Annotated in this window: 10 protein-coding genes and 2 pseudogenes; 6 read left to right on the top strand and 6 right to left on the bottom strand. The window is 60.9% G+C overall.

Going from position 1 to position 12,774, the window contains the following annotated elements; genetic code table 11:
• Positions 1-14: 14 nt before the first annotated feature.
• The 4 genes from I6F36_RS21580 to I6F36_RS21565 all read right to left on the bottom strand — a co-directional run bounded on the left by I6F36_RS21580 (position 15) and on the right by I6F36_RS21565 (position 4,137).
• Positions 15-1,496 carry a radical SAM protein gene (locus I6F36_RS21580; protein ID WP_225126669.1) on the bottom strand — a complete coding sequence of 494 codons (1,482 nt, stop codon included), beginning with the start codon at positions 1,494-1,496 and terminating at the stop codon, positions 15-17.
• A gap of 351 nt (positions 1,497-1,847) precedes the next feature.
• Positions 1,848-2,180, bottom strand: a complete 333-nt coding sequence (locus I6F36_RS39995; protein WP_369418084.1) for a hypothetical protein — start codon at positions 2,178-2,180, stop codon at positions 1,848-1,850.
• Between the two features lie 4 nt (positions 2,181-2,184).
• On the bottom strand, positions 2,185-3,288 hold the full coding sequence (locus I6F36_RS21570) for a radical SAM protein (protein WP_202948374.1): 1,104 nt from the start codon (positions 3,286-3,288) through the stop codon (positions 2,185-2,187).
• 354 nt (positions 3,289-3,642) lie between these two features.
• The gene (locus I6F36_RS21565; RefSeq protein ID WP_225140636.1) at positions 3,643-4,137 is read right to left on the bottom strand and encodes a transposase DNA-binding-containing protein; all 495 of its coding nucleotides are present in this window, start codon (positions 4,135-4,137) and stop codon (positions 3,643-3,645) included.
• A 545-nt stretch (positions 4,138-4,682) separates the two neighbouring features.
• Here I6F36_RS21565 and I6F36_RS21560 point away from each other — a divergent pair.
• A pseudogene (locus tag I6F36_RS21560) lies at positions 4,683-5,364 on the top strand (IS110 family transposase); the annotation flags it as partial.
• A 13-nt stretch (positions 5,365-5,377) separates the two neighbouring features.
• Here I6F36_RS21560 and I6F36_RS21555 read toward each other — a convergent pair.
• Together I6F36_RS21555 and istA are read right to left on the bottom strand one after the other, a co-directional pair.
• Positions 5,378-5,637, bottom strand: a pseudogene (locus I6F36_RS21555) (ATP-binding protein); the annotation flags it as partial.
• 11 nt (positions 5,638-5,648) lie between these two features.
• Complete coding sequence (istA, locus tag I6F36_RS21550) at positions 5,649-7,181, bottom strand: IS21 family transposase (RefSeq protein WP_225140657.1); 1,533 nt, start codon at positions 7,179-7,181, stop codon at positions 5,649-5,651.
• Between the two features lie 1,011 nt (positions 7,182-8,192).
• On the opposite strand from istA, the gene I6F36_RS21545 reads away from it, so the two are divergent.
• The 5 genes from I6F36_RS21545 (at position 8,193) to I6F36_RS21530 (ending at position 11,926) form a co-directional block, all read left to right on the top strand.
• Positions 8,193-8,420, top strand: coding sequence for a hypothetical protein (locus I6F36_RS21545; RefSeq protein WP_225152829.1), 228 nt, complete (start codon positions 8,193-8,195; stop codon positions 8,418-8,420).
• Between the two features lie 345 nt (positions 8,421-8,765).
• A complete protein-coding gene (locus tag I6F36_RS21540) occupies positions 8,766-10,040 on the top strand; it encodes an IS256 family transposase (RefSeq protein ID WP_225140638.1) in 1,275 nt (424 codons plus the stop codon).
• A gap of 382 nt (positions 10,041-10,422) precedes the next feature.
• Positions 10,423-10,899 carry a hypothetical protein gene (locus tag I6F36_RS21535; protein ID WP_225140640.1) on the top strand — a complete coding sequence of 159 codons (477 nt, stop codon included), beginning with the start codon at positions 10,423-10,425 and terminating at the stop codon, positions 10,897-10,899.
• 326 nt (positions 10,900-11,225) lie between these two features.
• On the top strand, positions 11,226-11,603 hold the full coding sequence (locus tag I6F36_RS39990; protein WP_369424078.1) for a PilZ domain-containing protein: 378 nt from the start codon (positions 11,226-11,228) through the stop codon (positions 11,601-11,603).
• Between the two features lie 107 nt (positions 11,604-11,710).
• Positions 11,711-11,926 (top strand): hypothetical protein, encoded by a 216-nt coding sequence (locus I6F36_RS21530; RefSeq protein ID WP_036046582.1) that lies wholly within the window; start codon positions 11,711-11,713, stop codon positions 11,924-11,926.
• Positions 11,927-12,774 lie beyond the last annotated feature (848 nt).

The raw sequence follows: 12,774 nt of genomic DNA, 5'->3' as shown, positions 1-12,774 counted from the left end.
GAGTAGGCAGCCTCTTAGCGCCGGCAGACGGCGGCGACGACACCGCCGATACGGCCGTGGATATGCGTCGTAATGATCTCCTCGTGGAGGGTTTCACCATCAAGCGTCGGCTTCAGGTACTCCGACGACCCATTGACCGGCTCGAGCAGTCCCTTTGCCATGAGGTCTTCGATCACGCCGGCATAGGGCTCATCGGACAACAGATTCACGCCATAGATCCGGGCAAACCGCTGCACGGAGATCGGCTGGTTTGACTTGAAGGCGAACCCAAGCGCCGTCGCGACGGCTTCCGCGCCGGTCAGGCGCCTGCCGGACGCGAGCGGTGCGGTGCTCTGAGATTCCACATGGCGCGCATGGGCGGAGATGTCGGCGATGTTGCGGGTCTGGATAGGATCCGGCCGAATACCCGCGAGCCAGCCATAGGAGCCGGGACCGAATCCGATCATCGTGTCGTAATTCTGCCACTTGTTGCGCGACACCTGTGGGATGTTGCCGTCAGGATAAGATCCTGGCGCACTCCACCAGCCGCAGGGGCTGGGTTCATAGTTTGCATCGAGCAGGACATCCACCATCGCTTCGCGCATCGCGTAGGTGGTTTCAAGCGTCGGGAACAGATTCTGGTCGTGCAGACGTTGGCGGATCTTGTCGTTGTTCCAGGCGGCTTGATTTCCGATCCCCATTTTGTGCCTATCCGCATTTCGCAGGCAGTAGATCGTAATGGTGGGCACGCCCATAGATACCAGAAGGCTCACGTCATCCCGTACGGAATCGGCTGTATGATAAGGGAGGCCGAACATCAGATCGGCGTTGAAGGGCCGACCGCCCATGGACAGTTTTTCGATGGACTTCAGCGACATTTGTCGGTCGTGCCCCCGACCAGCGAAGGCGTTGACCTTGCTGTCGAGCGACTGGAGGCCGACGCTGAACCGGTTGAAGCCGATCTCGATTGCATCACTGACTTCGTCGGCGAGGAAGTTGTCCGGATTGCCTTCCAACGTCGCCTCGCATCCCGGTATGACGGAATAGTTGTCTTGCACATGCCGCATGATCCGCGCCAGGTGCCTGGGTCTGAGCAGCGATGCGGTGCCGCCCCCCAGAAACAGCGACTCAACGCGAGCCGCTGACAACCACGGCGCTCCCCGCAGATATCGTTGCGATTCCTCAATCAGCAAGCCGGTCCAATGATCGAGGGCATCATCGAGCTTCGCGCCGGTCGGGGCCTGCCGCTTGACGTAGTTACAGAACCGGCAAACGTAGCTGCACAGGGGCAAATGGAAATAAAGATGGACTGGCTTCTGCGCGCCATCATGTGTCGCGATCTGCTGCCAAGTCTCTGATGCAGTCAGCGTCGCACCGAAGTTGGCCGTGACATTGATGTTGTAGATGTCTTGATCTATGCGCAATTCGGGGTGTAGCGCCAGCAGAGCACCTGGATTTGTGATGCGCGATCGCGGCGGAGCCGACCTCACCAGCGGAGTAGCAGTCGGTGCATGCATGATCTTTCTCCGGATTGTAATCCCGGCCACCGGTGGCGGCCGGGATCGGCTTCTTAGGCCTTGGTTGCGGAGGCGGCCCCGACAAGCGCAAGGGTGATCCCGTCGTTGCTTGGGGTAAGGCGGGCGACGTGCCGATTGCCGCTTTTGAGCGACGGCAGAGGCGGCGCCGACGGTTGCAAGCGATACTCCGTCTTGCGCCAGATCGAGGCCGTTGCCGGGACTCGCGCTGATCTCGATGCCGTCAACTGGCAACAGCTGTCGGCCAATGGCTTTCGTGCTCATGGTTCGATGTCTCCTTTCATTGCAGCCCGCCAAACCATATCGGCGCGGGGCGGGCGACCGGTGCCGATCTCAGGCGACGGTATGCTCCGCTCGATGTGGTCGGGACGGCGCCATCGTGAGCCGGACACCCGCCTTTCGTCTCTCTTCCCAGAAGGCGCCCGCACGCAGCATGAACAGGCGAAGGTATTCGGTCGCGCCGCATCCCTTTTGATTCCGGGAGACATTTTGCGCGAGTGGCGGACACCGAAACTGACACCAGATTCCGGCATTGTGGACAGGACATTCCTGACATCCATTGTGATCGTCGAACGTGATGCGCCTGAATTCGTCAAAACCATTGGCCCATATCTCGGCGAACGGCTGATCGACGACGCTGCCGGCCCTGTAGAGCCCGCCGCTCATGCAGTTACTGCAGGGAAACACATCGCACGCTGTTGACGTAGACGAGCGAACGTCCGCACTTCTCCTGCCCGGTCGCGCGCTCGAGCCTCTGGCAGAATTTGATCGTATCGACACTGCGGACGGCCACCGCCGATGCTACGCCCCCGACTTCCTCCGCCTCCGGCGCGGCCGAGTAGCGGTCCATGCACCGACGATACACCTCGAACACCTCGTCGATCTGATCCGGCTGGAGAAGAATGCCTGGGTGCAGAAGAGCCCGGCCGACCGGGCGTGTTTCAAGCCATTGCGGCCGCGGATAGTCGTTGATCGCGCACCATTCAAAGATCTCCTCCGCGTCAGCTACATTGTTGCGATGGACGGAGATCGCAGTTCGAAAGGCGTGACCGTGCGTTTTCATCCATTCGAAGGCGCTTCGGAGCTTCGGAAAATCCATCTTACCGCGAACTGTTCGCTCAGGGTCCGCGGTGTCGAAGCTGATGAAGAAGGAGGTCCCAGGGGTTATGCGCGCCAGGGCTTCTTCCGTGATCAGAAGACCATTGGTGAAGATTTGCGTGCTGAACGGCTTAGTTCGGGCATAGTTTATGATTTCGATTGCGTCCGGGTGGGCGAAAATCTCGCCACCGGTGAGAAACACCTGCAATACGCCGGATTCCGCAAACTGATCCAGCAGACCGATGATCTTTTCGGTCGTCATTTCGTTGGGTCGCTTCGGACCCGACCACGTATAGCAATGCTTGCAGCGCAGATTGCAAAGGTTGGTGAGCTCGATGAAGGCAATGGCCGGCGCGGTCAAATGGAATTGCTCGAGCCGGACCAGAGGAGACGAGAGGATGTTGTCGTCAATGTCCGGCAACTTGGCGTCGCCCGCGCGGGCGGCTTCGAGTAGAGGGAGCGCCGCTGGATGAAGGAATTCGACCCGTCCATCCGGCAAGAGCGCAACAATGCCGCCCTCATTTTGCTGATAGGGGGTGTTCATCGCGCCACCCGCAATGGCTGGATGGTCCGCGAGATTGCAGGTGCGTATCCGCGCAAATCCGCTGTCAGGCCGATGCTTCTGGAAGCCATGTGTCAGTCCTCCGTCAACCAGAACGTAGGCGGCGACACTCACCGGGGAATCTCAGGCTGATCTCCAGCCAATCACCGGAGCAATTTGCACCAGAGTTCGTGTTGGTTGGACGGCATTTGGATCGCAGCCACTCGCACCGCGGGCGCTATTAAGGGACTCGCATGTCCGGCGGATCGCATCTCCATCCCCAGCCAAACGGTCAACGCAAGTCCTAGTCACAAATGCGTTCCTACTTCTCGAGCCGCGCAGAACAGCTCATAGATGTCGCTCTCGCGATCACCGACGTGAACGCATCGTCCTGGATCGCCCAGCAGCCCCGTGGATTGCTGGACATTGTCCAGCCACCGAATGCTCTCCTTCTTCTCGATGGGAACGCGCGTCGGATTGATCGTTTTCTTAAGCGCGGCGGTCCCCTTGAATTTCTTCCGGGTCCAGAATTTGACCGCCGTCAGTCCAAGCGGCAGCCCTTCGGTCGTCACCGCCAGGCTCGAGTGCATCAGGATGCCGCAAACCGTGTGCGATCTCAGGCCGCCCGCCTTGTCCCGGCCGCTGTTTATGCTTTTGGTGATCCCGATCGCGTCCGAGCTCTCTCTGATAGCTGAATTCGGTCGTATCATGGAGCACTAGAACAGGACCGTCGGTGCCAATCGTGCGCTCCCGCGTCGATTGAAAGTGGCCGGCCAGAATGTCCGCCTCACTGACCCCGTCGTTGGAGAAAACACGATACGCAGCCTTGGTATTGGCCCAGTCCTGGCACACCAGCGGAATGCTTTCTCCCATCGCGCACCCGATCTGCGCTACCAGTTTGCGGAGCCGCTTGTTCAGGCGCTCGTCGGCAAGGCTGCAGCCAGCGAGCTCGCGATCAAACCATGCGTCGGCTTCTTCGTCCATTGGCACCGCCCCCTGCGAATCGGTGCCAGACAAGGAATCCGGTCGATTCCTGCGATGCAATGGTTTGTGCGCTCCCTCAGCCCGTTCGGCTAAATGTGGGTAATTGAAAGCGTCACCGGACGCGTACGCTCATAATGGTCTCGTTGCTGGTTCAAGTCCAGCCGGGCTCACCACTAACTTGGTAAAATGTGCGGACACCGAAAGAGTGACTCGATTCCTCTAAACGCGCCAAAAAACGGACTCGTCGTGTTCCAAGTAAACCCTACATGCGGATTCCGACGAAGTCGCCCAGGCGTACCGATATGAAGTCGCCCGTGGATTCCGAGACGATGTCGCCCACCTTTCCGATTTGATCTCGCCCAGCGGCGAGGCGTGCTGGCCGGCTGGTTCTCTGGCATCGGTCAAGCCGCGCGGTCAATCTGGAATCGCGACTTCAACCTTTTTTCTTCTTCTGCGGTTGCTGTGATGGGGTGGACGCCCCCTCGACGGCATCGATGTGCCAAAGTGAAGGGTGTTGAACAACCATCACCAGAGAGGAAGCGTCCATGAACGAAGTTAGCACGATTGGACTAGATTTAGCGAAGTATGTCTTTCAGGCCCATGGAGCCGATGCCGCCGGCAAGGTCGTTTTTCGCAAACAGCTGCGCCGGAATAAGCTGCTGGCATTCTTTGCCGAGCAGCCGGCTTGCCTCGTGGCGATCGAAGCCTGCTCGGGCGCGCATTACTGGGCTCGTGAGATCGGCAAGCTCGGCCATGAAGTGCGGCTGATCCCACCGGCTTATGAAGCCCTTCGTGAAGCGGCAGAAGAACGACATGGCCGATGCAGCGGCGATCTGTGAAGCGGCGCAGAGACCGACCATGCGTTTCGTTCCCGTCAAGAGTGAAGAGCAGCAAGCGAGCGCGGTGGTGTTTCGGACCCGCGACCTGCTGATCCGGCAGCGGACCCAGGCGATCAATGCTTTGCGTGGTCATCTCGCCGAATACGGGGTGATTATGGCAAAGGGCACGGCCTATGTCGCAGAGCTTGTCGAGCGCGCAATGGATCCAAAAACCGACGTGCCCGAAGCGGCACGGTTCGTACTCGAGATATTGATCAAGACGATGTTGACGCTGGAAATGCAGATCAAGAAACTCGACAGCGAGATCACCCATCGCGCCCGAAAAGAAGAAGATGCCCGCCGTTTGATGACAATCCCAGGCGTGGGACCAATGACGGCGACGGCTTTGCTTGCTTGGCGAACAGCGGGCGGTCGAGACCGCGCGGGGTGCGATAGTCGATGTCCTCGACGCATGCCTGCTGGCGCAGCTTGGCGTAGCGCAGGCGAGTGGCGAGCCATTTTGTCGTGCCGCAGCGAGGCTTCACGTTCGAGCAGCAGAGCAAGCCATTCGGCGTGACCGAGGCTGCCAGCCTCACCGGCGGCTTCAATGTCGGCGAAGGCCTTGGCCATGCCGTGGAGGCCGAGGGCGTTTGAGGCGGTCGAGGGTCGGATGGGTGAGCAAGGGACGGTCTCCTAATTGTAGTAGCGCGGTCCGCGGATGTTGGCATGCAGGATCGACGCATCGTCCGCGGAGCGCTGGTGAGCGGGACGCCGATCGAGATTGTTGGCGAGGATCGACTTGACCGAGCCATAGGTGCGCGCGCCGATGTCGATCGCCCGCGCAGCCGCGGCGTCCAGCCGTTCGCGCCCATAGGAGGCGGCGAGCCTGAGGATGCCGAGGCAGGCGCGGAAGCCTTGTTCGGGGTGCGAGCGCTCGTCGAGAATGAGGTCGCACAATGCGCTGGTTGCCGGCCCGATCGCGGCGGCGTCCTGACGGATACGCCCGATAGTCCAGCCGGCGTAGCGCCGATGGCTGGAGGCCATGTGCTCCGGCACGGTGGTGTGCTTGTGATTGCCACTCATGCGCTGATGCGCGGCAATCCGCTCGCCCTTGTGGAAGATCTCGACGGTGCGGGCGGTGAACCGCACCTCGACCTCGGCACGCGCGAAGCGATGCGGAACGCTGTAATAATGCTTCTCCACCTCGACGTGGTAGTCGAGGCTGACGCGGCGGATCCGCCACTCGGCGAGCAGGTAGGGGCTCGCCGGCAACGGCTTGAGCGCCGGCCGGTCGATCTCCTCGAGCAGCCGGCGGCGCGTCACGCCGAGCCGCCGGATCGGCCGCTCCTCGTTGAGCCTGGTGAGCAACTCGCCGATCGCTGCATTGACCTCGGCGAGGCTGTAGAAGACGCGGTGGCGCAGGCGGCCGAGCAGCCAGCGCTCGATAATGAGGACGGCCTGCTCGACCTTGGCCTTGTCGCGCGGCTTGCGAGGTCGCGCCGGCAAGACGGCCGTGCCGTAATGCGCGGCCATCTCCGCATAGGTGCGATTGATCTGCGGGTCGTGGAGGCTCGCCTTGATGACTGCGACTTTGGTGTTGTCAGGCACCAAGAGCGCCGGGACGCCGCCGATCGCCGCGAAGGCGCCAACATGGGCGCTGATCCAGTCGGCGAGTCCCTGCGTCCACGTCGCCTGCGCGGAGGTGAAGCTCGAGGCGCCGAGCACGGCGACGAAGATCTGCGCCGTCCTCCGCTCGCCGGTGAGGCGGTCGACTACCACCGGCACGCCGTCGCCCGCGTAGTCGACGAACAGCTTGTCGCCGGCCGCGTGCGCCTGGCGCATCGTCACCGACAGGCGTCCCTCCCAGGCGCGGTAAAGCTCGCAGAAGCGCGAGTACCGGTATCCGCCGGGCTCGGCGCCGATGTACTCCTCCCACAGGATTGACAGCGTCACGTGCTTGCGCTTGAGCTCGCGGTGCACCGCGGCCCAGTCGGGCTCGGCGATGCGGCGGTGACCCTGCCGGTTGCCGTTGCCGGTCTTGGCGAACAGACGGACCTCCAGGGCCGCGTCCGTGAGTTCGTCGGGCAACGGCCAGCTCAGGCCTGCGGCCTCGAACCGCCGGATGGTCAGCCGCACTGTCGAGGGCGCCGCGCCCACCCGCCGCGCAATCTCGCGGCTCGGCAGCCCAGCCGCCTTCATCCTGATCACATCGCGCACACGGCGCATCGCAAGCCTCTCCGTCGGCATCCAGGGTCCCCCTTCGCAAAACCGAAAGGTTGACCCTATGGGAGCCAGAAGAGGTCTCGTCACCCCGGGTTCGCCCTTGCGAGACCCGGGCGACATCATCCCGGAATGGTGGGTGACATCATCTCGGAATCCTGGGCGACATCGATCGGAATCCGCAACCCTACAAGCACGCCACTCGAATCGGTTGGCTCCTCCGTGGGTCCTCTAGAAGCGCGCGTATGCGCGCTGCGATCTTCCGTGCCTCCTCAGGCCCGGGTTCGAGCTTCACGCAATCGAGGATGCTGAGCAGCGCCTGGGCCTCCTCAGCATTAAACGTCGCGACTTGTCGATCTGCCAGGCTCAAAGATTGATCGGCCGCCCGGGCCTGATTGGCTGCAAGCACCGCAAGCGCCTGCGAGCGTAGGGAGGTGGCGTGTCGCTCCAACGTGTGCATTCCGTTTGGACCTGCAAGGTGGCGTCGCAAGCGATGGTGGCCAGCCCGTCCTCGAAGACTGAGGCTGACCACCTTTGCTCCCGAGAGGCTGAAATTCTCAAGATGCTACCAATTTGTATTCTGAGAACAGTTGGAGAGCACCTACCAGCACGAGGGGGTTGCCGCATCCCGCGTGCCTGTATAAAATGCTCGGTCTGTAACTGTTCGAGCTGGCTCCGCTCATAGGAGTAACGCCTTGCCAAGGACCGAAGTGGCAATCCAAGCATTCACGGACTACGTCCGTAGGCCAAGCCATACACCGGCAGAAGACACGTACGGCCCACAGCGAACTAAAGAACAGCTGGCCGATTGGCGATCCCGGGTTGAAGTTATCCGCTCAAAAATGGACGCGGTGGCGGATTGCCCGATTTCGACCTTATCCGAATTCGAGGCGCTCAGACGCGAGATGGGGACAGATTTTCCCGCAACGCCACCCGCTTTACTTAACCGTGTAGCGGACGCATTTTTACACCGTGGTTCGGCGGATGCCCGACCCTCAATCAGGACGGAGCCGGATGATGCCTAGCACATTCTCGCTGCACAAGATCGACGAAGCGATACGCGACCTCGAAGAAAAAGTTGCTCACGGTGCAGAAATCAGCCGCGAGGAGCTCGCGAGCAGCATTCTGCGGATTACGAAGCGTCTTCGAGATGAACTCGAAGCGGCGGTCACGGTAGTCGATAGCCTCAAGGATCACACCGGACTCACGGTGGCAGCCGCGCGACCTAAACAGCGGGAACGTTAGCGGCAACTTGACTCGACGCTTGGAAGTGGACCAATAAAGTGCTGTCCCTGCCACTCGCTAGTGACTTCTACGCAGCCAGCCTCAGCGACGAAAGAAGCTGACGGGGATACATCATCCCGACGAATGCCCTAGCGCAACTACCAGGATAGGGCGGTGACTTGGCGATCAGTCCCGGATCGTAGGCAGCACGGGCGCGGCGCGCTGGCGAAAGTCTCACAGGCATCCCACCCGAGAACCGGCTGGTACGGGGATGTCCCGGGTTCTGTTGAATTTCTGAAGAGGTCGGCGTTGCTCACCTTGAGCCGGTAGGCTCGGGGTGCTGATTCCACAAAGGAGAGCAACGCCATGACGAGAGATATCACACCGGCTGGTTCGCCGGCGACTGGGGCTGTGGACGAAGCGTTTGCGGAAGTGCGGGCGAGCTTTGATCGGTTCTGCCTTGCGGCGGGGATCGAGGCGCTCGGCACGATGATGGAGGCGGACGTGACGGCGGCCTGCGGGCCGCGCCACGGTCGCGATGCGGCGCGGCGGGCGCACCGTTGGGGCCGAACGCGCGGACGGATCGGTTTCCACGGCGGCAAGATCGAGGTCGAGCGCCCGCGGGTCCGGGGCGTGGACGGCCGCGAGGTCACGATCCCGAGCTGGGAAACGGCGGCGCAGGAGGACTGGCTCGGTCGCTGGGCGATGAACCTGATGCTGATCAATGTGTCGACGCGCCGGTTCGGCCGCGCTGTCCGGCTGCCCGAGGGTGACGTGCCGGCACCGCCCGGATCGGGGGGTTCGAAGTCGGCGGCCTCGCGGAGGTTCGTAGCGCTGTCGGCGGCGCGGCTGGCCGACTTCATGGCTGCCGATCTGTCCGCGCTCGACCTTCTGGTGGTCCAAATCGACGGGCTGCATCTCGGCGACGATCTCGTGCTGGTCGCCGCGATCGGGGTTGACGGCGAAGGCAACAAGCATCCGCTGGCGCTGGTGGAAGGGGCGACCGAGAATGCCGCAACGGTTCAGGCCCTGCTGGGCAACCTGGTCTCGCGCGGGCTCGACCCGACGGTGCCAAGACTGTTCATCGCCGACGGCGCGAAGGCGTTGTCGAAGGCGATCCTCCGCACCTTCGGTTCGGCCGCTGCGATCCAGCGCTGCCAGATCCACAAGGCGCGCAACATCATGGAACGCCTGCCGAAACAGCATCATGCGGCCACCCGTCGGGCGCTGCGCCAGGCCTGGGAGCTCGATGATACCGACAAGGCCGAAAAATTGATCCGCAATCCCGCGCGTCGACTCGACCAGCAATGGCCCGGCGTAGCGGCCAGCATCCTCGAAGGCCTCGACGAAATCCTGACCGTCGTCCGGTTGAAGTTGCCGAAGGAGCTTCGTCGATCGCTCGCCTGTACCAACATCGCCGAGAACATGATGGGCACCATTCGCCGCGTCACGCGCAACGTCAAACGCTGGCGGGATGCCGGTATGGCCTTGCGACGGGTCGCGGCCGGCATGATCGAGGCCAACAAGGGCTTCCGACGATTGAAGGCGCATAAGCAATTGTCGGTTCTGCGTGCGGCTCTTCAAGCTCGCCACAATCGCATGACGATCAACCCCGTTGCCCACGTCACGAGGGCCGCGTAACATTCATTCCGGCAACGTCGATCCGACCTAGTTCAACAGCGATCGGGACATCCCCGGCTGGTACACCGCGACGCTCATTGGAACGAGGGCCCGAAATCACCATCGGCCCCTTTGGCCAGTGCCCACGGCAGTAACCAGCATTATTGAGGATTGGATTGAGGGCGTCATCATCTTAACCGACAACGATGAGAACCTGGAGGAGATTGCCGCGCTTCACTAGGGCAACGGGCCGACCTGTATGGCGCAACCTGACCGAAATCCCGCGGTGATAGTGGAGCGGGCGCCACTACGTCTTGGCTGACGCGCGGAATTTTTCAGCATTCTCCGCGGCCACAGCTAAGGATCGAGATAACTCACGTGCCTGCCCCGCCGTCACCTGGAGGTGAACGCCGACGACGCTCGCGATGGCAATGGAGATTTCACCATCTATCTGCTCAACTATGATGGCAGCCGACTTGTCGATCTCGATCTCGGCAATACGTCCAATGATAACATCCTGTTCATTCGCCATCACGACACGGCCTCCATTTGTGGTCGGTTCGGCTGGAGGTGCAGCGGCGGGACCCTATCCGTAGAATCGAATCAAAAGGCGGATAGCAAAGAACGCCCCCGCAGCTACCACTGCCGTCATGGCTATCGCGAAAGCTATTCTAGCGGCTTGGATGGTGATCTCTTGGCGTTAATTCGAGGGGGCGATCTTGGTGGGCAGATTCACATGCTTCCGCCCCTTACGAGTGACGGTCGCGATGAGGCATTATCGCCGAAGGCGAACTGCGACGCACCTACCAAGATGGTGGGGTATTATGAAGATTTAACGGCCTTGCTGTGGCAATACCATCCGCTCAATCCTGCCTTTTGACATACTGAAGGAACACACCGGGAGGACAATTTGCCTTACACAATCGTCTTTACACAACACCTCCACCCCAGCCACTGACAGTCCTTTCTGCGGCGAGCGGCCACAGGCCTACCGTGGTATTTTGCACCATTGCCGCCATCTCCACCGTTGAGGCCAGCAGTGCCATTCAAGGCCCGGAAAGCTACGGGTCCAACCGCGAAATCGCGATCGGCCACAAACGGTAGTCGTCCGGAATTCCCTCAACCTGAGGATCGCTCTACAGAATTTATCGCGATGGTTATTGGGTTTCGGAATAATGTGGGAAGCGCCAACAAGAATAACGGAGAATGAGGGATATGAGCCTGGAGCGCCAGTACCGAGAGCTAAAGGATTTGCAAGAAAAGGTCCGTCAACGTGAAGGGAAGAATTGGTCCCGGCGGTCCCTCGAAAGGCAGTCGGTGTGGCGAGAGGTTCTTCTCTCAATTCCGGGACACATCACCTCCGAGCCATGCCTGGTGCGTGATCTATCCAGTAGAGGCGCTGGCATTCAGCTTAACGGACTCACGCTTCTGCCGACGGAGTTTTCGCTTTCTTTCGATGGGTTTCGCACCACCTCTCCTTGTCGCCTCACGTGGCGACAGGGAGACTTTATCGGGGTGGCGTTCCAAAACACGGACCGTTATTCAGCCCTCGTGAAGCCAAATACGAAGCCTGTTTTGCGGTAGTAGCGCCTTGCGTCAGCTTCCCGCACCGAGAAAATGAGTAGTTGCTAAATCGCGCAAATTGAGATGAATACGCCCACTGGCTGGAGGCAAAGCCCCAGAGGCCGACTATGCCAAGGACCATTCGTGAACAGCTCGAAGAAGTGGAGCGAGATATCACGCTTTACAATGAATTCGCAGAGGCTGAGAAAGCTCGCTTCAAACTTGAGTGTTTCCTTTGGACCGCGGAAGAACGCATCGAATGGCAGGAGACGCAGCGTTCGATTGCCGAGTACCTCAGGGAGCTCCACGACAAGCGCATCTTGCTTGATGAGCTTGAAGAATGACCTAGTGCTTCGCCGCCGTAGGCATACGATGAAGGCGCCAGATTGGCACATGCACGTGAGAGTCGGGCTTGCTAAAATACCTCCCGGCCCGGGGCGCGCGTACGCACGTCTTCCGCTAGGGGAACGAACACTGGTGCTACACAACACGGACAAAAGACACTCAAGTCGTCTTATGGGTCTTTCTGAAACACGCCTTGGCGACTGCTGGCGCAAATTGCGCTAATTAAGGCCGCATTCGCCCGATGAGCCACAGCTCGACTGCGGCTTTGTGCGTCCATTTCCGCGCCAATTTTCCTCGCGTCTTCTGGCCGATTTCTAGCTGGTTCGCAGCGCAGTCAAAGGCCGAAAGGGAAGGTGCGCAGTCCCGCGATCCCGGGCCGCCTCGGCTTTCCCAAAGTACCTTTGCAATCGATGGCCCTCGGCGGCCTCGCGCGGGTCAATCGACCCACGTAGCGCGCCATCCCTTGCGCTCGGCATCAGAGACCACGCGCTGCCGATCCCAGCCGAGCATGTAGCTGAGGATGGGGTGTGTTCGGATCACGCGGCTTGTCGGTCCTAGGACTACAGCAGCGTGGAAGTGCGGCGCATCGATCACGATCATCGGCCGTGCCCTTGTCGGCGCAGGTCTCGTCTAATCCGGCCAGCTCGATCTTGAGCGCTTGGTCCCGGTAGCCGAACGTACTGCACCGGCTGCGCTGGCTGTCGGCATTGAGACCATTGTCAGCAACTTGACGCCGGACGCCGCGACGAAGTGCCTGCAGAGCCCGCGAATTCACTTCGGCACGCGACTTGCTCTCTTTGCCGCATCATCACCAATCGCAGTGCGATGGTCTTCGGGACGGACTCGG

It is taken from the genome of Bradyrhizobium sp. BRP19 (genome assembly GCF_020194195.1).
In the GTDB taxonomy this organism is placed as follows: Bacteria; Pseudomonadota; Alphaproteobacteria; order Rhizobiales; family Xanthobacteraceae; genus Bradyrhizobium; species Bradyrhizobium yuanmingense.
This window is presented reverse-complemented; position numbering and strand designations above follow the sequence as displayed.

Coding starts and splice junctions, on each gene's coding strand:
- I6F36_RS21530 (WP_036046582.1), top strand. CDS start 11,711: ATGCCAAGGACCATTCGTGAACAGCTCGAAGAAGTGGAGCGAGATATC.
- istA (WP_225140657.1), bottom strand. CDS start 7,181: ATGCGCCGTGTGCGCGATGTGATCAGGATGAAGGCGGCTGGGCTGCCG.
- I6F36_RS39990 (WP_369424078.1), top strand. CDS start 11,226: ATGAGGGATATGAGCCTGGAGCGCCAGTACCGAGAGCTAAAGGATTTG.
- I6F36_RS21545 (WP_225152829.1), top strand. CDS start 8,193: ATGCCTAGCACATTCTCGCTGCACAAGATCGACGAAGCGATACGCGAC.
- I6F36_RS39995 (WP_369418084.1), bottom strand. CDS start 2,180: ATGAGCGGCGGGCTCTACAGGGCCGGCAGCGTCGTCGATCAGCCGTTC.
- I6F36_RS21540 (WP_225140638.1), top strand. CDS start 8,766: ATGACGAGAGATATCACACCGGCTGGTTCGCCGGCGACTGGGGCTGTG.
- I6F36_RS21580 (WP_225126669.1), bottom strand. CDS start 1,496: ATGCATGCACCGACTGCTACTCCGCTGGTGAGGTCGGCTCCGCCGCGA.
- I6F36_RS21565 (WP_225140636.1), bottom strand. CDS start 4,137: ATGGACGAAGAAGCCGACGCATGGTTTGATCGCGAGCTCGCTGGCTGC.